Annotated in this window: 19 protein-coding genes; 14 read left to right on the top strand and 5 right to left on the bottom strand. The window is 66.5% G+C overall.

Going from position 1 to position 24,007, the window contains the following annotated elements:
* Nucleotides 1-22: 22 nt before the first annotated feature.
* The 3 genes from HWN72_RS08580 to HWN72_RS08570 all read right to left on the bottom strand — a co-directional run bounded on the left by HWN72_RS08580 (nucleotide 23) and on the right by HWN72_RS08570 (nucleotide 6,104).
* Nucleotides 23-805, bottom strand: a complete 783-nt coding sequence (locus HWN72_RS08580; RefSeq protein ID WP_008832647.1) for a succinate dehydrogenase iron-sulfur subunit — start codon at nucleotides 803-805, stop codon at nucleotides 23-25.
* A 519-nt stretch (nucleotides 806-1,324) separates the two neighbouring features.
* On the bottom strand, nucleotides 1,325-2,977 hold the full coding sequence (locus HWN72_RS08575; RefSeq protein WP_211150032.1) for an FAD-binding protein: 1,653 nt from the start codon (nucleotides 2,975-2,977) through the stop codon (nucleotides 1,325-1,327).
* 331 nt (nucleotides 2,978-3,308) lie between these two features.
* Complete coding sequence (locus HWN72_RS08570; protein ID WP_069707743.1) at nucleotides 3,309-6,104, bottom strand: ribonuclease E/G; 2,796 nt, start codon at nucleotides 6,102-6,104, stop codon at nucleotides 3,309-3,311.
* A 634-nt stretch (nucleotides 6,105-6,738) separates the two neighbouring features.
* Here HWN72_RS08570 and HWN72_RS08565 point away from each other — a divergent pair.
* The 11 genes from HWN72_RS08565 to HWN72_RS08515 all read left to right on the top strand — a co-directional run bounded on the left by HWN72_RS08565 (nucleotide 6,739) and on the right by HWN72_RS08515 (nucleotide 18,074).
* Complete coding sequence (locus tag HWN72_RS08565) at nucleotides 6,739-7,608, top strand: N-acetylmuramoyl-L-alanine amidase (RefSeq protein ID WP_008829220.1); 870 nt, start codon at nucleotides 6,739-6,741, stop codon at nucleotides 7,606-7,608.
* Between the two features lie 180 nt (nucleotides 7,609-7,788).
* Nucleotides 7,789-10,317, top strand: coding sequence for a penicillin-binding protein 1A (locus HWN72_RS08560; protein ID WP_069707742.1), 2,529 nt, complete (start codon nucleotides 7,789-7,791; stop codon nucleotides 10,315-10,317).
* Between the two features lie 64 nt (nucleotides 10,318-10,381).
* Nucleotides 10,382-11,446 (top strand): alpha/beta hydrolase, encoded by a 1,065-nt coding sequence (locus HWN72_RS08555; protein ID WP_008830583.1) that lies wholly within the window; start codon nucleotides 10,382-10,384, stop codon nucleotides 11,444-11,446.
* A 31-nt stretch (nucleotides 11,447-11,477) separates the two neighbouring features.
* Entirely contained in the window at nucleotides 11,478-11,936 is a 459-nt protein-coding gene (locus HWN72_RS08550) for a MarR family winged helix-turn-helix transcriptional regulator (protein WP_008830584.1), read from the top strand.
* Between the two features lie 10 nt (nucleotides 11,937-11,946).
* Nucleotides 11,947-13,014, top strand: a complete 1,068-nt coding sequence (locus HWN72_RS08545) for a phosphotransferase family protein (RefSeq protein ID WP_008830585.1) — start codon at nucleotides 11,947-11,949, stop codon at nucleotides 13,012-13,014.
* A gap of 36 nt (nucleotides 13,015-13,050) precedes the next feature.
* Nucleotides 13,051-14,355 (top strand): acyl-CoA dehydrogenase family protein, encoded by a 1,305-nt coding sequence (locus HWN72_RS08540; RefSeq protein ID WP_008830586.1) that lies wholly within the window; start codon nucleotides 13,051-13,053, stop codon nucleotides 14,353-14,355.
* Nucleotides 14,348-15,112, top strand: coding sequence for an SDR family NAD(P)-dependent oxidoreductase (locus HWN72_RS08535; RefSeq protein WP_231958173.1), 765 nt, complete (start codon nucleotides 14,348-14,350; stop codon nucleotides 15,110-15,112). Before HWN72_RS08540 ends, HWN72_RS08535 begins: the two co-directional genes overlap by 8 nt.
* Nucleotides 15,109-16,089, top strand: a complete 981-nt coding sequence (locus HWN72_RS08530) for an NADPH:quinone oxidoreductase family protein (RefSeq protein WP_008830588.1) — start codon at nucleotides 15,109-15,111, stop codon at nucleotides 16,087-16,089. Before HWN72_RS08535 ends, HWN72_RS08530 begins: the two co-directional genes overlap by 4 nt.
* 61 nt (nucleotides 16,090-16,150) lie before the next feature.
* Complete coding sequence (locus tag HWN72_RS08525; RefSeq protein ID WP_008830589.1) at nucleotides 16,151-16,567, top strand: hypothetical protein; 417 nt, start codon at nucleotides 16,151-16,153, stop codon at nucleotides 16,565-16,567.
* Nucleotides 16,568-16,687: 120 nt separating this feature from the next.
* Nucleotides 16,688-17,020 (top strand): hypothetical protein, encoded by a 333-nt coding sequence (locus HWN72_RS08520; protein WP_008830590.1) that lies wholly within the window; start codon nucleotides 16,688-16,690, stop codon nucleotides 17,018-17,020.
* Nucleotides 17,021-17,123: 103 nt separating this feature from the next.
* Nucleotides 17,124-18,074 carry a hypothetical protein gene (locus HWN72_RS08515; protein WP_211150031.1) on the top strand — a complete coding sequence of 317 codons (951 nt, stop codon included), beginning with the start codon at nucleotides 17,124-17,126 and terminating at the stop codon, nucleotides 18,072-18,074.
* A gap of 6 nt (nucleotides 18,075-18,080) precedes the next feature.
* Here HWN72_RS08515 and HWN72_RS08510 read toward each other — a convergent pair whose 3' ends face one another.
* The gene (locus HWN72_RS08510) at nucleotides 18,081-18,890 is read right to left on the bottom strand and encodes an enoyl-CoA hydratase/isomerase family protein (RefSeq protein WP_211150030.1); all 810 of its coding nucleotides are present in this window, start codon (nucleotides 18,888-18,890) and stop codon (nucleotides 18,081-18,083) included.
* A 191-nt stretch (nucleotides 18,891-19,081) separates the two neighbouring features.
* On the opposite strand from HWN72_RS08510, the gene HWN72_RS08505 reads away from it, so the two are divergent.
* The 3 genes from HWN72_RS08505 (at nucleotide 19,082) to HWN72_RS08495 (ending at nucleotide 22,892) form a co-directional block, all read left to right on the top strand.
* Nucleotides 19,082-20,773, top strand: a complete 1,692-nt coding sequence (locus HWN72_RS08505; protein ID WP_211150029.1) for an FAD-binding protein — start codon at nucleotides 19,082-19,084, stop codon at nucleotides 20,771-20,773.
* Nucleotides 20,774-20,877: 104 nt separating this feature from the next.
* Entirely contained in the window at nucleotides 20,878-21,876 is a 999-nt protein-coding gene (locus tag HWN72_RS08500) for a thiamine pyrophosphate-dependent dehydrogenase E1 component subunit alpha (RefSeq protein WP_008830330.1), read from the top strand.
* On the top strand, nucleotides 21,873-22,892 hold the full coding sequence (locus HWN72_RS08495) for an alpha-ketoacid dehydrogenase subunit beta (protein ID WP_069707740.1): 1,020 nt from the start codon (nucleotides 21,873-21,875) through the stop codon (nucleotides 22,890-22,892). Before HWN72_RS08500 ends, HWN72_RS08495 begins: the two co-directional genes overlap by 4 nt.
* 124 nt (nucleotides 22,893-23,016) lie before the next feature.
* On the opposite strand, the gene HWN72_RS08490 is transcribed toward HWN72_RS08495, so the two are convergent.
* Nucleotides 23,017-23,952 carry a cation diffusion facilitator family transporter gene (locus HWN72_RS08490; RefSeq protein ID WP_037519447.1) on the bottom strand — a complete coding sequence of 312 codons (936 nt, stop codon included), beginning with the start codon at nucleotides 23,950-23,952 and terminating at the stop codon, nucleotides 23,017-23,019.
* Nucleotides 23,953-24,007: the final 55 nt, after the last annotated feature.

Genomic DNA, 24,007 nt, shown 5'->3' with positions numbered 1-24,007 from the left:
TACCGGTCTAAAGCCCGAAGGCTCAGACCTGCCGCTCGGCCTGCATCTTCTTGATTTCGGCGATGGCGCGCGCGGGCGAGAGGCCCTTGGGGCACACGTTCGCGCAGTTCATGATGGTGTGGCAGCGGTAGAGGCGGAAGGGATCTTCCAGCTCGTCAAGGCGCTCGCCGGTCATCTCGTCGCGGCTGTCGGCCAGCCAGCGGTAGGCCTGCAGCAGGATCGCCGGGCCGAGGAACTTGTCGGAGTTCCACCAGTAGCTCGGGCACGAGGTCGAGCAGCACGCGCACAGGATGCACTCGTAGAGGCCGTCCAGCTTCTCGCGCTGTTCGGGGCTCTGCAGGCGCTCCTTGCCCGACGGGGTGGTCGAGACGGTCTGCAGCCAGGGACGGATCGAGGCGTACTGCGCGTAGAAGTGCGTGAAATCGGGAACCAGGTCCTTGATCACGTCCATGTGCGGCAGCGGGGTGATGCGGATGTCACCCTTCAGGTCTTCGATCGCGGTGGTGCAGGCGAGGCCGTTCTTGCCGTTCATGTTCATCGCGCACGAACCGCAGATGCCTTCGCGGCACGAACGGCGGAACGTCAGCGAGGGGTCGATCTCGTTCTTGATCTTGATGATCGCGTCGAGGACCATCGGGCCGCACGCATCGAGGTCGATCTCGAACTGATCGTAGCGCGGGTTCTCGCCCGAGTCCGGGTCGTAGCGGTAGACGGTGAACTTCTTGACCTTGGTGGCGCCCTCAGCCTTGTGCACGTTGCCGCGCTTGCTGATCTTGCTGTTCGCCGGGAGGGTGAAGGTCGCCATGGTAGAATCCCCGTGATCTTGCAGTGCGGCATGAACCGCTTTGTGGTCCCCCTCTAGCGATTCGTCCGCGTAGGGCAAGAGGTGACTATGGTGAGGTGAGGGGTGGGATATCCGGAAATGCACCAATATCGGCGCTGCAGCGGGCCTTGCGGGCGCATGGCGCGCAAGGGCAGTTGCGAAAGTCGCGGGCGTCGAGGTTTACACGGTTTACACGGTCCAGGGAGAAAAGGTGTCACCTTCCACCGCCGGTGTGGCCCCGTTTCACGCAAATCCGCCATTCTTGCGCCGAGATGTGTAACCTTGTGTGTCACCTTAGGGCTTCGATGTGTCACCTTAGGTGTCACTTTACGATCCCGGGGTGTCACCTTGCAGGCCGGGCCTGTCACCTTGTGACGAAAGCCGCCAGCCGGAAAACGGTCCTTCGGACCGAAAAACAAAAGAGTGAGAACGCAGAAGGGCATGGACGGAAAAATACTCCGCCCATGCCCCTGTAGGAAAGTCCCTGTAGGAAAGCTGCGGTCAGTAGTTCGGCAGATGCGTGCCGAGGTGCTTTCCGGCGATGTAGCCGAAGGTCATGCCCGGACCGAGCGTGCCGCCTGCGCCTCCGTAGGCCTCGCCCAGCACCGCCGACATGGCGTTGCCCGCTGCGTAGAGGCCCTGTATCGGATTGCCGCTCCAGTCGAGGACCTGCGCATCGGCGTTGGTCTTCGGACCACCGGCGGTGCCGAGCGCCCCGGCTTCCATCTTCACCGCGAAAAATGGTCCCTGATCGATCACGCCGAGCGTGCGGTAAGGCGGTTCGAACTCCGCATCGCCCCACATGTAGAAGTTGTCGTAGGTGTTGTCGCCGCGGTTGAAGTCGTCGTCGTGGCCCTTGCGGACCAGATCGTTGAAGCGCGTCACCGTCGCCGCGAGCCCCTGCGGATCGATCCCGGCCTTTTCGGCGAGTTCCTCCAGCGTGTCGGCCTGCATCATGAACGAGGGCACGGGGCCGCCCGGGGGCGTGTTGAAGGTCTGGTACTTGCTGCGATAGCGCTGGTCGACGATCAGCCAGTACGGCAGGTTGGCGTAGGCGTGCGTACCTGCATCGAAGGCGTGGAGCGCCTTGCCCATGGCGTTGTAGTTGGCCGCCTCGTTCACGAAGCGCTTGCCCGCACGGTTGACGAGGATCGCGCCGGGGCGCGCGCGTTCGTCCGAACCGAGCAGATAATTGGGCTTGGCGGCGCGGTGCTGGGGCTGGAATTCCAGTACGCTCTGCTGCCAGAAGGCGTGCTGCATGTTGCCGAGCTGGGCGCCCGCCTCGATCGCCATGAGCAACCCGTCGCCCTCGTTCTCGGGCACGCTGACCGGGCCGGTGAGGGGGCCGCGCAGGAAGGTCTTTACCAGCGTCTCGTTCCACTCGAAACCGCCGGTGGCGATGACGACGCCGCGCCGGGCGCGCACGCGGTAGTCGCGGCCATTGGCGTCCTCGGCGACGACGCCGATCACGCGATCACCGTCCTTGACGAGCTTGCGCGCGCGCTTTTCGAACTCGACGGGAATGCCGCGATCGATCACCGCGAGGAACAGCGATCCCGCCAGTGCCTGACCCAGACCGCGATAATCGCCTGCCTCGCGCTCGGCGAGCGTCGCTTCGTCAAGCGTGCCGTTGATCGCTTCCATCAGGCTGCCGCGCACCGGGTAAGCCATCTTGGTCGGGTTCACGCGAGTGGACCACTTGCCGAGCCGCTCGAACGAGAAGGCATCGTTGTCGAGCGAGCGGCCGCCGTCGGGCTTGGCGCCGGGCATATAGGGCTGGTAATCGGGGAAATCGGCGTAGGCGTGGAAACGCACGGGCGTGTTGTCCGCCAGATAGCGGATCATCTCCGGCCCGGTTTCCATGAAGGCCATGAGCGTATCGGGATCGAGCGCCCCGGGCGCCAGCGAGTCGAGATAGGCGACGACGTCCTCGTCGTCCTCGGAGATACCTGCCTCGATCTGGTGGTGGTTGCCCGGAATCCACAGCATGCCGCCCGACATCGCGGTGGTACCGCCGACCATGCCGGTCTTCTCGAGGATCACCACGTCCTTCGCGCCGAAATCATGCGCGGCGATCGCTGCGGTCATGGCCGCGCCGCCCGATCCCAGTACGACCACGTCCGCCTCGAGATCCCAGTTCACGTCTTGTGTCATTCAGTCCGTCTCCCAGCAGGCCATCGGCTGCGGCAGGACCAGCGCAACGCCGCCGCCGCATGTTCTTTGCGTCGGCACTGTAGGTTTCGTCGGGGACTGGCAGCCACTCCGACATGTCATAGGGCAGGGCGGTTTGTGCATTCGAAAGTCGTCATCGCGAGCGCGGCGAAGCAATCCGGAGCGGTGAATGTTGCCCTGGATTGCGTTGCTGCGCTCGCGATGACGAAGTTGGGGATCGACTGCTCCCTCAACGCAAAGACGCCGCGCGTGACCTCTTGAGGGCGCGCGCGGCGTCTGCATTTTCAGGCCCTTGTTTCAGAGCCGTCGGCGATTACTCGCCGAAAGTGCGCTGCCACCAGCCACGGCGCGGTGCCGGAGCGGCATCGTCAGCCGACGCGGCTTCGGCGACTGCTTCGGGTTCGGCGACCGGCTCGGCGACCGGTGCCGGAGCGGCTTCGGCCTCGACGTCCGCCTTCTTGCGACGGGTGCGCTTGGGCTTTGCTGCAGCCTCTTCCGCAACCGGCTCGGGAGCCGGTGCCGGAGCGGCTTCGGCCTCGACGTCCGCCTTCTTGCGGCGGGTGCGCTTGGGCTTTGCAGGCGCTTCCTCGGCGACCGGTTCGGGCGCTGCGGGCGCTTCGACGACGGCTTCGGCTTCGACGTCCACCTTCTTGCGACGGGTACGCTTGGGCTTTGCCGGCGCTTCCTCGGCGACCGGTTCGGGCGCTGCGGGTGCTTCGACGACGGCTTCGGCCTCGACGTCCGCCTTCTTGCGGCGAGTGCGCTTGGGCTTTGCAGGCGCTTCCTCGGCGACCGGTTCGGCCGGGACGATCGGCTCGGCGCTGATGCCGCCATCGGCGACCGGCAGCGCGGCTTCTTCGGCAGCCAGTTCGAGGCCTTCGGCGCCGATCACGGCATCCTCGCCCTCGGCACCGTTCTCGGCCTCGCCTTCACCGCGACGACCGCGACGACGGCGACCACCGCGACGGCGGCGCTTCTTGGGTGCGTTGGTATCGTCACCCTCGGCCTCGGTGCCCTCGGCTTCGACGATGCTCTCGCCTTCGTCTTCGGCGTCGTCGCCTTCGTCCGAAGCGTCGGCAGCTTCGACCTCAGCGGTCTCGGCACCGTCCTCGCGGCGATCGCGGTTGCGGCCACGGCGGCGCTTGCGGCGCTTGCTGCGGCGGCCTTCACCGTCCTCGGACGCTTCGGTGCGCTCGGCAGCCTCTTCGGCTTCCAGCTCTTCGTCCTCGTACTCTTCCTCGACGAAGTCGTCCTCGACGTCCTCGGCGATGGGCTCGAAGCGGGGCACGAACTCGTTGCGCGGACCCGACGACATGACGCGCATCTTGGCGCCTTCGTTCTCACCCTCGGGGATGACTTCGACGGTTACGCCGTAGCGTTCCTCGATGTCGGCGAGGTCGGTGCGCTTGGCGTTGAGCATGTAGACCGCCGCCTCGGTGGAGGCGAACAGCGAGACCACGATGCCCTTGCCCTTGGCCGCCTCGTCCTCGATCAGACGCAGCGCCGAGAGACCGGCGGAGCTGGCGGTGCGGACGAGGCCGGTGCCGTCGCAGTGCGGGCACGAGCGGGTGGTCGCTTCGAGAACGCCGGTGCGCAGGCGCTGGCGGCTCATTTCCATCAGGCCGAAGCTGGAAATGCGGCCGACCTGAATGCGGGCGCGGTCGTTCTTTAGCGCTTCCTTCATCGCCTTCTCGACCTTGCGGACGTTGGAGCCGTACTCCATGTCGATGAAGTCGATCACGACGAGGCCGGCCATGTCGCGCAGGCGCAGCTGGCGGGCGATTTCGGCCGCGGCTTCGAGGTTGGTGGCAACCGCCGTCTGCTCGATCCCGTGCTCCTTGGTGGCGCGGCCCGAGTTGATGTCGATCGAAACCAGTGCCTCGGTCGGGTTGATGACGATGTAGCCGCCCGAACGCAGTTGCACGACGGGGTCGTACATCGCGGTCAGCTGGTCCTCGGCGCCGAAGCGCTGGAACAGCGGGACGGGATCGGCGTAAGGCTTAACCTTGCGGCCGTGGCTGGGCATCAGGAGCTTCATGAAGTCCTTGGCGGCGTGGTAGCCGGCCTCGCCCTCGACGATCACTTCCTCGATGTCGCGGTTGTAGATGTCGCGGATGGCGCGCTTGATGAGGTCGCTGTCCGAGTGGATCAGCGCCGGAGCGGCCGAGCGCATGGTCTGTTCGCGCAGCTCGTCCCACAGGCGGGCGAGGTAGTCGAAGTCGCGCTTGATCTCGGTCTTGGTGCGCTGGAGGCCCGCCGTGCGGACGATGCAGCCCATCGAGCGGGGCAGGTCCATTTCGGCGATGATCGACTTCAGGCGCTTGCGGTCCGAGGCCGAGCTGATCTTGCGGCTGATGCCGCCGCCGTGGCTCGAATTCGGCATGAGCACGCAGTAGCGGCCCGCGAGGCTAAGGTAGGTGGTGAGGGCCGCGCCCTTGTTGCCGCGCTCTTCCTTGACGACCTGGACGAGCAGCACCTGGCGGCGCTGGATGACGTCCTGGATCTTGTAGCGGCGGCGCAGCGCCATGCGCTTGGCGCGCAGGTCGTCGGCTTCCTTCGAGCGGCCCGAGGGACGGCCACCCTGGCGGCGACGGCCACGGCCGCGACGGTTATTGCCTTCGGACTCTTCGTCGCCGTGCTCGCCCTCGTGCTCGCCTTCGTCGTCGGCGTGGAACGGGTTCTCTACCGCGCCGTCCTCGATCGTGGCGACATGGTCCTTCTCGGACGTATCGACCTCGGTGAGGCCGCCATCGTCGTTGTAGTCGCCGTCTTCGTCCTCGTCGTCACCTTCGGTGGCGCGCAGGGCGGCTTCTTCCTCGGCATGGGCGGCTTCTTCCGCCAGCAGGGCCTCGCGGTCCTCCTTGGGGATCTGGTAGTAGTCCGGGTGGATTTCGCTGAAGGCGAGGAAGCCGTGGCGGTTGCCGCCGAAGTCCACGAACGCGGCCTGGAGCGAAGGCTCCACGCGCGTCACCTTCGCGAGGTAGATGTTACCCTTGATCTGCTTGCGTTCGGTCGACTCGAAGTCGAACTCTTCAATGCGGTTTCCCTTGACGACCGCCACCCGCGTTTCTTCCGGGTGGCGCGCATCGATCAGCATGCGGGTTGCCATTTGGTATTCTCCGTGCGCGTCGACGCCGGGCCGGATCAGCCTGGCGGATGCGCGTATGTTCACTGTAGGCGAATGCGCCCCGCAGAATCACGACGCGGCCACTTGGGGCGGCGTTCCAAACTGAGGGGGCGAGTTTTGGCGCAATGGTGGAGCAATCCAGCGCTCCATGCGCGGCGAAAGTAGTGGCTGCCCCAGTAGCATGTGCGGCAGCATGTGCGTCTGCGAGCGAAGACACGCGCGGCGTATTAGAACGCGCGGAAAGTTGCGACCACGCCGCCCGCGCCCTTTCGGGCGTCGAATGGCAAGGCGGCAACTGGCTTCTCATGGCTCACTTCAACCTGATAAGGCACTCCGGAAAAAGGATTATTTCCGGCTCCCTGGACCGAGGCTTGCGTCTGGCTCTGCCGGTCCTGTCCGGCGCCATATGGTTATGGTATTGCCGGATTGCGAGGACCGACGCGCATTCCTCGCCTCGGTTCTGCTGGCCTAGCATTCATGACGCAAGACGGCAAGTTGCTTGGACCGTTGGAATTTGGCGGGCATCGGCCCGGGGCGGAGCGGCTGACCAGCCTGTGGGAAAGCGCGGGGGCGCAGGATTGCCCGCCCGCCAAACGCGGCTTAGTCCTTGGCGCAAATGTCGCGCACCTTGCAGTTGATCCTCGTCTTCATCGCGCCGCTGGCGGTGCTTGCCGCCGCGTTCGCGGTGAGCGGGGTATGGCCGGTGCGGGCCGGGGGCTACGACTACGTCATCCGCTTCGACCTGCCCGGGGTGAACGCGCCGATCGACCTGCCGCGCGTCGATGGGCCGCCCGACGCCAGCCGTCCGTTGGTGGTCATCGATCCGGGCCATGGCGGCTTCGATCCCGGCGCGGGGGCAGGAGCGCTGAAGGAAAAGGCCGTGGCGCTGCAGATCGCATTGGCGCTGCGCGAGAAGCTGCTGGCAAGCGGCGGCCTGCGCGTGGCCCTGACGCGCGACACCGACCGCTTCATCGCGCTCGCCGATCGCCCTGACATCGCCCGGCGGCTGAACGCGGACTTGTTCGTCTCGATCCATGCCGACAGCGCCGAGGCTGATTCGGCGCGCGGGGCAAGTGTCTATGTCCTCTCGGAAAAGGGATCGAGCCAGGCCGCCGAGCGGTTCGCCGAACGGGAGAACGGAGCCGACCGCGTGAATGGCGTCAAGCTGTCGAAGACGAGCGCGCAAGTGGGCGCGATCCTGCTCGACCTCTCGCAGCGCGGGGCGCAGGCGCGCTCCACCCAAGTCGCGACGCTGCTGCTGCGCGAACTGGGCGACGCGGGCGTTGGCATGCATCGCGACCGGCCGGAAGCCGCTGCGCTGGCGGTGCTGAAGGCGCCCGACATGCCCTCGATCCTGTTCGAGACTGGCTACATCAACAACCCCGACGACGCGCAGGCGCTGGGATCGAAGCAGGGGCAGCAGGTTCTGGCAGAGGCAGGCGCGAAGGCGATCCGCGCCTATTTCGCAAGGAACCCGGGTGGTTGAGCGGGCTGCACGCGTCGTCCCGGACTTGATCCGGGACCGGTGGCGGTGTTTGGGCGGCCGGACGCGGGCAGCTTCGTGGGCTGTTTACGGCCAGCGGTCCCGGATCACGTCCGGGACGACGAAGAGTTGCGACGAGAGTGGTTTCCTTGCGCCAAAACGCCGTGCTAGAGGGCGCACGCAATGACCGACGCGATTGATCCCGGCGAACAGCCGCCCGAAGACGCGACCTACCGCATCCGCCGCGATGGGCCGGGACGCCTTGCCGCTCTGCGCAGGGCATGGCACGAACGCAAGTGGATGCGCCGTTTCGGCTATCTGTGCATGGCAGGCTTTGCCGGCATCGCCGCGTTCTGGGTGTTCCTTGCCCACGACCTGCCGGACGCCAACAAGCTGCTGGAATACCAGCCGCCGCTGCCGACGATGGTGCGCGGGATGGACGGCGAGATCGTCTATTCTTACGCCCGCGAACGGCGCGTGCAGCTGCGCTTTGTCGATTTCCCCAGGCCGATGGTCAACGCCTTCCTCTCGGCCGAGGACCGCACGTTCTGGACGCACGGCGGCGTCGACGTCGGTGGTCTGGCGGGCGCGGTGGTGGATTATGTCACCAAGTACGGCTCGGGCGTACGCGCCAAGGGCGGTTCGACGATCACCCAGCAGGTCGCCAAGAACATCCTGATCGGCGACGAATATTCCGTGACGCGCAAGCTCAAGGAAATGATCGTCGCCCGCCGTATCGAGGGCGTGCTGACCAAGCAGCAGATCCTCGAACTCTACCTCAACGAGATTCCGCTCGGACGCCGTTCGTTCGGCGTGCAGGCGGCCTCGCGCGCCTATTTCGACAAGGACGTCGAGGACCTGTCGCTCAGCCAGAGCGCGTTCCTCGCGATCCTGCCGCGTGCGCCGGAAGTCTACGGCCGCAAGAAGAACGAGGACCGCGCGATCGAGCGTCGCAACTGGGTGCTCGACCAGATGGTGCGCAACGGCTGGGCCAGCGCGCAGGACGCCGCCGCCGCCAAGGCGGAGCCGCTCGGCCTCGTCACCCAGCGCACTAGCACGTACGAACCTTCGAACGGCTACTTCCTGGAGGAAGTTCGCCGCCGCCTGATCGGCAAGTACGGCGAAAAGGCCGAAGACGGTCCGAACAGCGTTTATGCGGGCGGTCTTTGGGTGCGCACTTCGCTCGATCCGCAGATGCAGGTCGCGGTGCGTGATGCGCTGCGCAAGGGGCTGCTGCTCTATCACGGCAATCGCGGCTTCGTGCGGCCGATCGCGCATCTGAGCGACCTCGAGAACTGGCAGAGCCAGCTCGTCGTCGCCAACAAGACGATCGACTACAAGGACTGGCGCGTCGGCGTCATTCTCGATGCCTCGGGCAGCACGGGGCGCATCGGCTTCTCCGACGGCAACGTTTCCACGCTGACCGGTATTTCCGACAAGGCCAAGGTCGGCGATCTGGTCGCGGCCCAGCCGGTAGGCGGCAGCACCTGGGCGCTTCGCGGCATTCCCGAGGTGTCCGGCGGCATGATCATCGAGCAGCCCGGTTCGGGCCGCATTCTTGCCATGCAGGGCGGCTTCGATTCCGGGATCGACAGCTTCAACCGCGCGACGCAGGCCGAACGCCAGCCCGGCTCGACCATCAAGCCCTTCGTCTACGCGACCGCGCTGCAGAACGGCATGACGCCCGCCACGCAGGTCCTCGACGGCACCTTCTGCGTGTTCCAGGGAGCAGGGCTGGGCAACAAGTGCTTCCGCAACTTCGGCGGTGCGGGCGGTTCGGGCAGCCATACGCTGCGCTGGGGCCTCGAACAGTCGCGCAACCTGATGACGGTGCGCATCGCCAACGACGTGGGCATGGCCAAGGTCACGCGCACGTTCCACAACATGGGCATCGGCGATTACCAGAAGTACCTGTCGTTCGCACTCGGCGCGGGCGAGACGACGGTGGGACGCATGATCAACGCCTATGCGGCGCTGGCCAACAACGGCGTGCAGTTCTCCGGTTCGGTGATCGACTACGTGCAGGACCGCAATGGCAAGGTGATCTGGCGGGCCGACAAGGGCACCTGCAACGCCTGCAACATGGCGCAATGGGACGGCAAGCCGATGCCGCGCATCCAGCGCGTCGGCAAGCAGGTGATGGACGCGCCGACGGCGTACCAGACCGTGCATATGCTCGAAGGCGTCGTCACCCGCGGCACGGCCGAGCGCCTGCGCGACCTCAAGCTGCCGATGTTCGGCAAGACCGGCACCACCAACGGCCCGACCGACGTGTGGTTCATGGGCGGCAACCAGGACTACGTGGGCGGCGTCTACATCGGCTATGATACGCCGCGTTCGCTGGGCGGTTACGCGCAGGGTGGCCGAATCGCTGCGCCGATATTCAAGGACGTGGTGCTGGCGACGCCGGGCCGCTGGTCGCACCAGCCGCTGGTGGCGCCGCAAGGCATCCGCATGGTCCGTATCGACCGCGTGACCGGCAAGCGCGTCATGGGCGTCGAGCCCACCGACGAGCCGAAAGCCTCGGTAATCTGGGAGGCCTTCAAGCCCGACACCGAACCGCGCCAGTACACAGCCGAGGACGAGTTCAGCCGCCGCCGCGACGCGCTGGTGGCCTCGATCCGCAGCGCCCGCGACGCGCGCGATGCGAATGCGGCGGCAGCGGCGGGTGACATGGGCAACTTTGCGGAAGAGCAGGGCGGGGTATACTGATCCCCGCCGGGGCCGGACTGCCGTAGTGCCGCCGGCCGAACAGGAGGGGAAGTCTATGAAGAGAATGGCGGGTATGCGCAGCCTCGCAGGCTGCGGTGTCATGGCCCTGATGCTGGCAACGGCGCCGGTGGCGTCCGGAGAGGCGGTTCCGGCGGCGCAGGAAACGAGCGCCGCGCCCGATGTCCGCCCGGACGTCGCGGCCTATCTCAAGGCGTTCTACGCCAAGCCCAACCCGCCTTTCACGCGCGAACTGCTGATTCAGATCCACAAGCTGCCGCCCGCCGCGCTGGCGGCGATGGCGCAGCAGGACCTGCCGATCGGGAACGTGACGACGAAGGACGTGACGATGCCCGGACCCGGCGGCGCGATGGCGCTGCGCCTGTTCGATCCGCGCCCCGAGCGCGGCCCCGGCCCCGTCGTGGTGTTCTATCACGGCGGCGGCTACGTGCTCGGCAGCATCGATACTCACGCCGGCCTTGCGGCGGAGATCGCGCGGCAACTGGACCTGCCGGTGGTGTCGGTCGAGTACCGCCTCGCGCCCGAGAACCCCTGGCCCGCCGCGCCTGACGACGGCGAGGCGGCGGCGCGCTGGGTGGCGGCCAACGGCAAGGCCTTCGGGCGCGCGTTTACCGGCCTTATCCTCAGCGGCGACAGCGCGGGCGGCAATCTTACGCTCGTCACTGCCGCGGCGCTGCGTGACAAGCCTGCGGCCGTGCCGGTGGTGATGCAGATCCCGATCTATCCGGCGACCGATTTCGGCAAGCTCTATCCCTCTTCGAAACTGTTCGCCGAGGGGTACATGCTCGACGCGAAGAGCATGGCGAGCTTTACCGAGCACTATGCGGCCGATCCCAAGAGTCCGCGCACCTCGCCGATCCTCGGTGATCTGGCGGGCCTGCCGCCGACGGTGCTGGTGACGGCGGGGCTCGATCCTCTGCGCGACCAGGGGCGTGCCTATGCCGCCAAACTGGTCGAGGCCGGGGTGCCGACCGCCTATTTCGAGGGCAAGGGTCTGATCCACGGCTTCGCGACGTTCCGCAAGGCGATCCCTTCGGCCCAGACCGACACGGCGGCGTTCCTCCATGTCGCCCGGGCGATGCTTGACGAGGCCGCGCCTCCAAAGAAATGACACGATCGTGTCAACATGACACCCCGTTTCCATGGAAACGGGAGTATCTGAGTCGCGTCATCCGCTGGTAGGACTGGTCGATGAGACCATCCGCCTGAACGGCCGCCTGCGCAGCGTCTTCGGCGAGGCGCGGGCGGGATGCGCGCTCAACGACAGCGAACACATGGTGCTCACCGCGGTGGTGGAGGCGCAAGACGCCCCCACCGTCGCGCAGATCGGCCGCTCGATGGGCCATGCGCGCCAGCTGGTGCAGCGCGCCGCCAATGCCCTGCGCGATGCCGGGCTGGTCGAGACGTTCGAAAATCCCGCACACAAGCGCGCCATGCTGCTGCGTCCGACCGCGAAGGGCGCTGCGCTCAAGCGTCAGATCGACGCGCGCGCCGATGCACTGGCCGCGCGGCTGATGCTCGATTCCGAGGAAGTCGCGGCCGCGACGGCCGCGCTGCGCGCGGTGCGCAGGCAGATAGAGGCGCATTTCCGCGCTCGCTGAGGAGAGGATGATGGACGCCGATCTCGACCGGCTGGCCCCAGTCGGGCCGCTGACCGAATGGCTGGACGCCTTCGTGCCCGAACTGGGCACGGGGCCGCTGCGCACCGCGGTACTCTCGGGGGGCACGTCGAACGTGGTGCTGACGATCGACCGGGGCGAGAAGCCGATGGTCATGCGCCGTCCACCCGCCGTGCCGCCGCCGGGAGCGGAGAAGGGTGTGCTGCGCGAGGCACGCATACTGACGGCACTCAAAGGCACTCAGGTGCCCCATCCGGTGTGTTACGGGTCCTGTTCCGACGACAGCGTGGTCGGCGCGCCGTTCTACGTCATGGAGAAAGTCGAGGGCTGGGCACCGAACTTGCGCGGCGAGAAGATTCACAACGAGCCGCCCTTCGATACGATGCCTTGCGAATACGGCATCCCCTTCGCCATCGTCGACGGGCTGATCGCGCTCGCCAACGTCGACCACGAGGCGATCGGGCTGGGGGACTACGGCAAGCCGGGCCGGTTCCTGGAACGGCAGGTCGATCGCTGGGCGGGCCAGCTGGCGTCCTACAAGGAGCGCTACGGCTACGAGGGCCGCATGCTCGAAGGCTATGCTGAAACCGAGGACTGGCTGCGGCACGCGCGGATGCCGGAGGAAGTGCGCGGGATCATCCACGGCGACGTCGGCACCCCCAACATGATGTTCCGCCACGGCCCTCCGGCGCGCCTTGCCGCGATGATCGACTGGGAGCTGTCCACCATCGGCGATCCGATGATCGACATGGGCTGGTTCACCGGCGGCATGCGCGACGAGGACGATCCGGACCGGGAGTTCCCGACCGCACTGAACAACCCGGCCAACTTCCCGACGAAGCAGGAACTGGCGCGCTATTACTGCGCGGGGACCGGGCGTGACATTCGCGACTTCGAATGGTTCTCGGTGCTCTCGAAATTCAAGTCCGGGTGCCTGCTCGAATACAAGGTGGCGCAGGCGGAGGCGGGGATATTGCCGAAGGAGACGGGGCGCTTCTTCGCGCGCATCGTCGAGCAGTGCTTCCGCGATACCGCCGCGCAAGTGGCGAGAATGCAGTAAATTCCTCCCCCGCCGGGGGAGGAATGGGAGAGAACGATGATCGATTTTTCGACGGACCCGGAATTCCAGGCCAGGCTCGACTGGATGGACCGTTTCGTGCGCGACGAGTGCGAGACGATGGATCTGCTGTTTCCCGAACAGGGCGCTCAGTTCGATCCCTCCTACGCGGCCGCCCGGCGGCACCTGAAGCCGCTGCAGGAGCAGGTGAAGGCGCAGGGGCTCTGGGCCTGCCATCTCGGCCCGCATCTTGGCGGTCCCGGCTACGGACAAGTCAAGCTGGCGCTGATGAACGAGATCATCGGCCGCTCCACCTGGGCGCCGACGGTGTTCGGCACAGCCGCGCCCGATACCGGCAATGCCGAAATCCTCGCCCTGTTCGGCACGGCGGAGCAGAAGCAGAAGTACCTCGGCCCGTTGATGGCCGGCGAGATCGTCTCGTGCTTCTCGATGACCGAGCCGCAGGGCGGTGCCGACCCCGACGTCTTCACATGCCGCGCCGTGCAGGAGGGCGACGAATGGGTGATCGAGGGCGAGAAGTGGTTCTCCTCCAACGCCCGGTTCGCCAGCTTCCTGCTGGTCATCGCCGTCACCGATCCGGACGCCCCGCTGACCGAGCGGATGAGCATGTTCGTCGTTCCCGCCGACACGCCGGGGATCGAGATCCTGCGTAACGTCGCCATCGCCGGGGACTTCGATCCCGAGAACGGGCATCACGCGCACATCCGCTACAACCGGGTCCGGGTGCCGCTCGATCATATGCTCGGGGGACGGGGCGAGGGGTTCAAGGTGGCGCAGGCGCGGCTGGGCGGGGGGCGCATCCACCATGCCATGCGCACGGTGGGCATGTGCAACCGCGCGCTCGATATGATGCTGGAACGCGCCGTCTCGCGCCGGACCAAGGGCGCGATGCTCGGCGATCACCAACTGGTGCAGGCCAAGATCGCCGATTCGGTGATCGAACTGGAGCAGTTCCGCCTGCTGGTGCTCAAGACCGCATGGCTGATCGACGAGATCGAGGCGGGCCGCCTGAAGCACGGCGCGGCGCGCAAGCACATCGGCATGTGCAAGGTGGCGATGGCCTCGGTCTATGCGAACGTCGTCGGGCGGGCGCTGGAGGTGCATGGGTCGCTGGGCATCTCGCTCGATATGCCGCTGGCCAAATGGTACGGCGGTAACATGGCGCTGGCCTTCGCCGATGGGCCGACCGACGCGCACCGCTCGCAACTGGCGCGCGCCTATCTCAAGCGGGTGCGGCCGGCGGAAGGGATGTTTCCGACCGAGCATATCCCGACGCGCACCGCGAAGGCGCTGGAGCGCTACCCGAACGCGAGAGATGCCTGAGATGGACCCGCTGTTCGACTTCACCGGCAAGGTCGCGCTCGTCACCGGCGGGTCGCGCGGGCTGGGCTACCAGATGGTCCGCGCTTTCGCCGAGCGCGGCGCCGACGTCATCGTCGCCAGCCGCAAACTGGAAGCCTGCGAGGCGGTCCGCGAGGAAATGCGCGGTCTTGGCCGCAAGGCGATGGCGATCAGCGCTCACGTCGGCCGCTGGGACGAATGCGAGCGGCTGGTCGAGGAGGCCTACGCCGCTTTCGGGGCTGTGGATATCCTTGTGAACAATGCGGGGATGAGTCCGCGCATGCCCAGCCACGAAGTCAGCGAGAAGTTGTTCGATTCCGTCCTCAACCTCAATTTCAAGGGGCCGTTCCGCCTTTCGACACTGGTGGGCAAGCGCATGTTCGACCGCGCCGAGGCAGGAGGGCCGGGCGGTTGCATCATCAACGTGACCTCCTCGGGCTCGATGATGCCGCTACCGCAGGTGGTGACATACGGCTCGTCCAAGGCCGCGCTCAATGCGATGAGCCGCTCGCTGGCGTGGGAATATGCGCCGCACGTGCGGGTCAACACGCTCTCGCCGGGCGCATTCCGCACCGATATTGTCGAGGCATGGCCCGACAAGGGGCAGGGGCCGATCCCGATCCCGCGCGGGCATGCGGCGAACCCGGAGGAGATCGTCACCGCCGCGCTGTTCCTGGCCAGCCCTGCCTCGGTCAACGTGACGGGCTCGATCGTGCGCTGCGACGGGGGGCAGCATTGAGCCTGCGCGCGGTCATCGGCCGCGCCTTCGGGCCGCCGGAGAGCTATGTCCTCGAAGCGTTCGATCCCGGCGCTTCCGGCGAGGGTCAGGTGCGCGTCGGCATCAAGGCCGCTGGTGTGTCCTATGTCGATGTGCTCACCGCGATGGGGCATTACCAGTTCAAGCCGCCACTGCCCTTCATCCCCGGAAGCGAGGCGGCGGGCGTGGTCGAGGCGGTGGGGCCGGGCGTGACGCACCTCGCCCCCGGCGACCGCGTGTTCTGCGGCGGGCTCGGCGGGTTGTTCGCCGAGGCCAACCTGTTCAAGGCAGCGAACATGGTCAAAGTGCCCGAAGCGATGAGCTTCGAGCAGGCCGCCGTCTTCGCGGTGAACTACCAGACCGCCTACTACGCGCTGGCCGATCGCGGGCGCGCGAAGCCGGGCGAGACGCTTCTGGTGCTCGGTGCGGCGGGCGGGACCGGATACGCGGCGATCCAGGTCGGCAGGCATCTTGGCCTGCACGTCATCGCCTCGGCATCCAGTCCGGAGAAGCAGGCGGCGGCACTGGCGGGCGGGGCGCATGCGGTCGTCACCACCGGCGCCGAAGACTGGCGCGAGCAGGTCATCGCGGCGAACGACGGCAAGCCCGTCGACATCGTCTTCGATCCCGTGGGCGGCGAGGCGAGCGAGCCCGCATTCCGCAACCTGGGATATGACGGCCGTCACCTCGTCATCGGTTTCACCGCCGGGATCGCGGCACTGCGCACCAACCTGCCGCTGCTGAAGTCCGCCAGCCTCATCGGCGTGCAGATGCGTGACCATGCTCTGCGGCGCCCGGCCGAAGCCGAGGCGATGCGGCGAAAGGTGATAGAACTGGCGGGCGAGGGCGCGTTCTCTCCCGCGATTGCCGAGAGGTATCCGCTGAAGGACTACGCCGCCGCCATGAACGCGGCATTTTCAGGCAAGGCTGCGGGCCGCGTGGTGCTGGTGATGGAGTGAAACCCGCGCCGCCAGGCTCTCTCCGAACAAACGCCCTGGCGATCGTTCGGAGCGCAAGGCGGTGGGCGCGATCTCGATCATTCGCCAGCGTTCGGCGGCGAACCTGTTCTTCCGCCGTTCGCGCCAGCATATTCGCGAGGACGAGACCGACCTGTCTATCCTGTGGTTCGTGAAGCGCGGAGAGCTTGCCGTCTCCAATCAGTGCGGCGGTGAGGTGGCGCGGGCCGGGGACTTCATCATCACCCGCTCGATGTCGCCGTTCTTCATGGAATGCCGCACCGGCGGCGACGGAATGCACGAAGTCCTCCACGTCACCGTGCCCACGCACATCCTTCGCGGGTTCGTGCGGCAGGACTTCAGCACCGGCCTGTTCATGGCGATGGAGCGGGCCGAACTCGCCCTTGCCGAGACGCTGCTGAGCGAAGTCTTCGCCGACTATCCCGCGCAGTATTCGGCGGCGAGCAGCCTGCTCCAGTAAGATCGCTCCGGCGAAAGCGCGGGGGAGCGATGCTTTCGGACGCCGGATAGTGCCTGCTTGCGTCGTCGCCGGGGCTGATTGATCCTCGATGACGAGGAAATCGGAAAAAAAGGACTGCCCATGAAGATGAAGCTCGTCGCGCTCACCCGCCCACAGCCCGGTCGCGAGGCCGAGTATCACGAATGGTACGATACCAGACACCTGCCGGAACTGGTCAACACGTTCGGCATGGCGGGTGCCCAGCGCTACAAGCTCGCGGCGCGGCTGATGGGCGAGGACCCCAACGAATTCCTTGCGATCTATGACGTGGAAGCCGACGACCCGATGGCCTTTCTTGCCGCCATCGGCGCGGCCTCGAAGTCGGGCGAACTGACGCAGAGCGACGCGCAGGACTTCGGCACCTGCTACACTGCGCTGTTCACCGAGCACGGCGATCGGGTGGTGCCCGGGTAATCGCTGGCATAGCGGCACGCTACGTCATAAAGGGTCTCCCGGGGCATGTTTTTCGGGGGAAGTTATGCACTTGCGCGGGTGGCTGGCCATTGCGGGCCTGACGATGTCAAGCAATCTGGCGGCCCAAGCTGTATTGCCAGACGGGCCGTCGATAGACCGTATCGCGCAAGTCGAAACTTATACCGCGCCTCTGCAGCCGGGCATGTTCGCGGACGAAAAGCACGTACTGCCGTTACTCTTCATGCTGCGATTTCCGGTATTTCCGGACACCCCGGCAACATTGCCCATGCTGATCGAGCATGGCGATGCGCAGGCCCTGACCGAAGGGACAGCCGTTCCGGGCCTCTATCACAGGGTCTTCGCCGACCGTGTCGAACTGCACTGGCTGGCGTCTGTGGACCGCAAGGCGCAATCGGCTTCGCTGTGCCGCCTGACGGTACGCCCTGATCGGCTGGAGCGCGGCGCGGGGATCGTTCCCTCGCAATTGATCCGCTACGTGCCGGGTCCGGACTGCGCCTTTGCGAAGGGCAAGCTGCCCTTGGCCCTGGTGCGGCCATACCCGGGCAGGGAGCGGGTGCTGCCGCCCGCGAAAGTCCATGCGACGCGCGCGTTTTCCGGCTGGAAGGTGTCGGTTGTCTCCGCTGCCAGGGGCGCACCGCCCGTCAATGCCTTCGTCGAGAAGGCCTGGGGCGGGGACGATGCGCCGCTGGCGCTCAACGTCGATGCCGGGGACATCGATAATGCGACCGGCCTGCGCGGCGCCTACTGGGAGTTCGGGGTGCCTTACGATCCGCGCGTCGGGGCGGTGCTTCGTTTCACTCGGCCCGACATGATCAAGCTCTATCAGGATGACGCCTATCGCCTCGCAGCCTGCCGCTTCACCGCGGCGTCCAAGGGCCGCGATGCCTCCGCCGGGCTGCCGCAGTTGCCCGAAGCATTCGCATGGTGCGCGAAACAGGTGCTTGCCACAGGAAAGACCGTGCCCGATTTCCCGCGACCGGCGCCGCCTCCACCGCCGATGCCGCCAAGACCGGCTCCTGCGCCCGCGAAGTGAACGCCGTCAGCGGCCCACGAACTTCGGGGCGCGTTTTTCCTTGAGGGCCTGAATGCCCTCCAGATGATCCATGCTGCGGACCGAGACGCTTTCGTAGGCGATCCCGGCGTCCATCAGTGCCGTCGCCAGCCGCTTGAGTTCGAGGTTGGTGAGGATCTTGGTCGCCCGGATTGCCACCGTCGCGCCTGCCAGCAGCTTCGCGCAGAACGCATCCACCCTGGCGTCGAGTTCATCTGCCGGGACGCAATGGTTGATCAGCCCGATCTCCGCCGCCTTGCCGGCGGTAAGGAGGTCGCCGGTCAGCAGGTATTCCTTCGCCCGCGTCAGGCCGATGCGCTGCGCCCAGATCACCGCGCCGCCGTCCCCCGCGACAAGGCCGAGGCCGACGTGCGGGTCGCCGATCTTCGCGCCTTCGGCGGCGAAGATCACGTCGCACAGCAGCGCCAGCGTCGCGCCGAGGCCGACCGCGTGGCCGTTCATCCGGCACACCACGGGCTTGTCGATGTCGAGCAGGGTGGAGACGATGCGCTTGGCCACGCGCGTCTCGTGGTCGAAGAGGTGCGGGTTGCGCGCATTGTTCTCGATGTGGTCGAGGTCACCGCCCGCCGAGAAGGCGCGGCCCGCGCCGGTCAGCACGACGACGTCCGATCCGGTATCGACCTGTGCGAACCACATCGCCTCGGCCAGATCGTCGTGAAGCTGGAGGTTCACCGCGTTCAGCGCCTCGGGCCGGTTGAGCGTGATGCGCAGCAGCCGTCCTTCGCGGGCCATATCGATCGTGGCCAACTGCGGCAGCGCGGGCGCGGTATCGGTCATTTCGGCAGGTCTCCTCTTCCCTCCAGCGTCATAGGCCGGGCGGTATCGAGGGCCATGCGAAAACGCGATTTTGCCCAAACCTTTCGCTCCGGCGAAACCTTTGCCCCTCGCGTTGCCAAAGCGGGCGAAGTTCGATCTACCGGGCTGAACGCATGCGCAGCAGCGCGGCTAGGCGGAGAGGTTACGGCACGATGACGCAGTTCGACGAGACTTTCGACTGGGTGGTCGTAGGAAGTGGCGCAGGCTCGATGGCTTCGGCGCTCTTGATGAAGCAGGCGGGCAAGACCGTCGTGATCCTCGAGAAGGCGCAGTGGATCGGCGGCACCACGGCGAAGTCCGGCGGGGTCATGTGGATACCCGGCAACCGCTTCATGGCCCCCGGCGAGGACAGTCTGGAACGCGCTTGCCAGTACCTCGACGCGGTGGTGCCCGACGATGCGGAATCCCCCGGCACCAGCCCTGCGCGCCGCCGCACTTATGCGGTCGAAGCGCCGAAGATGCTGGACTTCATCGTTTCGCAGGGGGTCAGGATGGAGCGCGGCTCCCGCTTCTGGCCCGACTACTACGATGAACTCCCCGGCGGTATGAAGACCAGCCGCACCGTTACGGCTTTGCCCTTCGACAAGAATGAGCTGGGCAAGGAATGGGCGGGCAAGCTGCGTCAGGGCTTCGCCGAAGTGCCGGTCAAGCTGGACGATGCGATGAAGCTGCCCTTCGCGAAGCATTCGTGGGCGATCAAGCGGCTGATCGTCGGGATCGGGTTCAAGATCATCCTCGGCAAACTGACCGGCAAGCATTGGGTCACCGCCGGCGCGGCCTTGCAGGGGCGCATGCTCAAGGCGGTTCTGGACAATCAGGCGGCGGATATCCGCGTTAATTCGCCCGTCAGCGAAGTCATCATGGAAGGCGAAAAGGCCGTCGGCGTCGTCACCGAGAAGGACGGCAGGCCTTGGCGCATCGGTGCGCGGCTGGGCATCCTGATGAACGCGGGCGGGTTCTCGATGAACCAGGCGATGCGTGACACCTACATGCCGGGCACGCAGTCGAAGTGGTCCAACGGCATCGAGACCGACACCGGCGACATGCACCGCGAACTCGCCGCGAAGGGGGCCGCGCTGGCGCAGATGGACCAGATGGTCGGTTTCCAGATGACCGATGCGCCCGGTTGGGACACCGACTACGTCAAGCCGGGCACCCAGAGCACCACCGCCAAGCCGCATGCGATCCAGGTCGACCAGTCGGGCCTGCGCTACATGAACGAGGGCGGCTCCTACGAGGCGTTCTGCGAGACCATGCTGGTGCGCAACCGCACCGTGCCCGCAGTGCCGAGCTGGGCGATCCTCGACCAGCAGTACATGGACGAATATGCCGTCGCCGGTAAGGGCACCGCGAAGAAGAACATGGCCAAGTGGCTCGCCTCGGGCTGGATGCGCAAGGCGGATACGGTTGGCGAACTGGCCGGGATCATCGGCGTCCCTCCCGGCGCTCTGGAAACCACGGTCGCGCGCTGGAACGGCTTCGTGCGCGGCGGCCGCGACGAGGATTTCCAGCGCGGCGAGCGGGCCTACGACAACTTCCTCGGCGATCCGTTCTTCAAGGACGGCCCGAACCAGACGATGGGGATGATCGACAAGGCGCCGTTCTATGCTTTCCCGGTCTATCCCGGCGACGTCGGGACTTACGGCGGCGTCGTGTGTGACTGCGATTCGCGAGTGCTGCGCGAGGACGGCTCGGCGATCGAGGGGCTCTATGCCTGCGGCGTCACCACCGCCTCGCCGATGGGCCGCGTCTATCCCGGTGCCGGCGCGAGTGTCGGCCCGTCGATGACCTTCGGCTGGATCGCGGCCAAGCACGCGGCCGGCCTCGGCAACCAGGTGTTCTGAAACGCAGATACCGCAGGGGCGGTTCGCCCGTCCTTGCCAGCGGGGCCTGCCCTGAACCAATGTTCAGCCATCCCAGCAGCCACGAGCTGTCCGAGAGAGGAATCATGAGCGAAACGCCAACCAACCGGGCCATCCCCGACGCCGCCACACAGGTCGACATCTACCGTCGAATGATCCGCATCGAGCGCAACGACGACCTCACCCGTCAGCAGATCCGCCGCGGCCGCATCACCGCGCCATATTATTCGGCGCGCGGGCAAGAGTGCATTCCCTCGGCGATCTCGGTGCTGCTCAACAATGACGACAAGATCTGCACGATCTATCGCGGCATCCACGACATGGTCGCCAAGGACATGCCGCTGCGGCCCCTGTGGGCAGAAATCTGCGGCCGCGTCGACGGCACCTGCAAGGGCAAGGGCGGCCCGATGCACCTCACTCACCCGGAGACCGGCGTCATGGTGACGACGGGCATCGTCGGCTCCTCGATGCCGATCGCCAACGGCTTCGGTTGGGCGGCGCTGCTCGACGGCACGAAGCAGGTCACCGTCGCCTACTTCGGTGATGGCGCCAGCAACATCGGCGCCTTCCACGAGGCGCTGAACCTCGCCTCGGTGTGGAAGCTGCCGGTGATCTTCGTGTGCCAGAACAATGGCTTTGCCGAGCACACCCGCTACGAGAACGGCACCTCGGTGGACTTCATCGCCAAGCGCGCGGCCGGTTACGGTATGCCGGGCTACACGGTGGACGGCAACGATCCGCTCGACGTCTATGCCCATGCCCACGCCGCCATCGAGCGCGCCCGCGCCGGTGAAGGGCCGACCTTGCTGGAGTGCAAGACCTTCCGCTTCATGGGCCACGTCTTCGGCGACAACGACGCCTACATGACCAAGGAAGAAAAGGCCGCCGCGATCGAGGCCGATCCGCTGCCGCGCTTCCGCCAAAAGCTGATCGACGACGGTGTCGCCAGTGCCGAGCAGCTCGACGAACTCACCGCGAAGATCGAGGCCGAGGTCAACGACGCCATCGACTACGCAATGGCCTGTGAATTCCCGTCCGACGACGAACTGCGCCGCGACGTCTTTGCCGAGGAGATTCCGGCATGAGCACTGAAACTCTCGAAGCCCCCGTCGTCGAGACGGTGAAGATGAACGGCCTGCAGGCCATCAACGCCGCGCTGAGCGAGGCGATGGAAGCCGATCCCAAGGTTCTCGTTCTGGGCGAGGATATCGCTGACAACGAGGGCGGCGGTGTCTGCGGCGTGACGCGCGGGCTGTCGACGAAGTTCGGCACCAGCCGCGTGCGCTCCACCCCGATCTCTGAACAGGCGATCATGGGCGCGGCGATCGGCGTGGCCATGGCCGGCTACAAGCCGGTGGCCGAGATCATGCTGATGAACTTCACGACCGTCGCCATGGACATGATCGTGAACCACGCGGCCAAGCTGCGCTTCATGTCCGGCGGCCAGAGCCAGGTGCCGCTGGTGATCCGCACCATGACCGGCGGCGGCAACCAGACCGCCGGGCAGCACGCCGACTTCTACGAGGCGTGGTTCGCGCATACCGCGGGCATCAAGGTGGTGATCCCCTGGACCCCGGGCGACATGAAGGGCCTCTATCTCTCGGCGATCCAGGACCCCGATCCGGTCATCATCATCGAAAGCGTCAAGACCCTGTTCGTGCCGATGGACACGCCGGTCAACCAGGGCCCGATCCCGCTGGGCAAGGCCAACGTGGTCGTACCGGGCAGCGACCTCACCATCGTCTCCTACGGGCAGATGATGTTCACGGTGATGCAGGCGGTCGAGGAACTGGCGGCGGCGGGCGTCTCGGTCGAAGTGGTCGACCTGCGCACGATCTCGCCGTGGGACAAGGAAACGGTGCTGGCCTCGGCCGAAAAGACCGGACGCCTGTTGGTGGTCCACGAAGCGGGCCGCAACTTCGGTCCTGGCGCGGAGATCGCCGCGACCGCGCAGGAAGTGCTGTTCGGCAAGCTCAAGGCGCCGGTCGGTCGCCTCGGCGCGCCGTATTGCGCGGTGCCCTTCGCGAAGAAGCTGGAGGATGCCTATCTCGTGCAGCCGCCCGAGATCGTCGCGGAGGTCAAGCGGCTGATGGCGATCTGATACCCACCCCGTCCGGCTAGTTCGCTGCGCTCTCAAGCCTACCGGCCCTCCCGCACGCGGGAGGGCGAAGCGGTGGCCTTTCATTCCCCTCCCGCGTGCGGGAGGGGGCAGGGGTGGGCCTTACTCAACCCAGCACCGCCTGCTCGCGCTTCTCGGGCCGGATGTAGATCGAGGTGATCTTCGGCGAGAGCGCTTTCATCCGCGTCTCCAAGTTTTCGATCAGCGTTTCCGCCTCGCCCATCGGCAGGTTGTCGGCAAAGTCCGCGCTGATCGCCACGAACACCGCGTCCGGTCCTGTGTGGACGGTGCGCACATGGTTGACCGAGGTGATGTGCGGGTTGCCTTCCATCACCCCGCGCAGCCCGGCAATCAGTGCCGGGTCGGCGGCCTCTCCGATCAGCAGGCCCTTGGACTCGCGCGCCAGCAGCACTGCGACGGCCGCCAGCACCAGGCCGATCAGAACCGATGCCGCGCCGTCGAGCCTCGGCTCTGCGAAGTGGCCGCTAGCCCAGATGCCGAGCGCTGCGATGACGAGGCCGATCAGCGCTGCGCTGTCCTCGAACAGGACGATGAAGCCCGGCGGGTCCTTGGAGCGGCGGATTGCCTGCCACCAGCTCTGCCCGGCGCGGCCCGCGTTGAACTCCTTCACCGCGATGGCCCAGGATGCGCCCTCCATGAGGAAGGCGACGCCCAGCACGATGTAGCTGAGGGTCGGGTCCTCGACCGCGCGGGGCTCGCGGATATGGGCGATGCCCTCGTAGATCGAAATACCCGCGCCGCCCGCGAAGATCAGGATCGCGACGACGAAGGCCCAGAAGTACAGCTCGCGCCCGTAGCCGAAGGGATGGGCTGCGTCGGCTGCGCGCTTGCCCTGGTTCTGGCCGTAGAGCAGCAGGATCTGGTTACCGCTGTCAACCAGCGAATGGACACCCTCGGTCGCCATGGCGGAAGAGCCGCCGATACCTGCCGCCACGAACTTGGCGACGGCGATGCCCATGTTCGCCGCCAGCGCGCCGTAGAGGACTATGTTGTCGCGGATGTGTCCGGAAGTCTTGGCCATGCCCGGCACAACGAGCGGCGGGGCAGGGCGTTGCTTACCGTCGTCCCGGACTTGA

This window comes from Novosphingobium sp. HR1a, from assembly GCF_015594425.1.
GTDB classification, from domain to species: Bacteria; Pseudomonadota; Alphaproteobacteria; order Sphingomonadales; family Sphingomonadaceae; genus Novosphingobium; species Novosphingobium resinovorum_A.
Note: the sequence above shows the minus strand (reverse complement) of the source record. Positions and strands in the feature narration are given on the sequence as shown.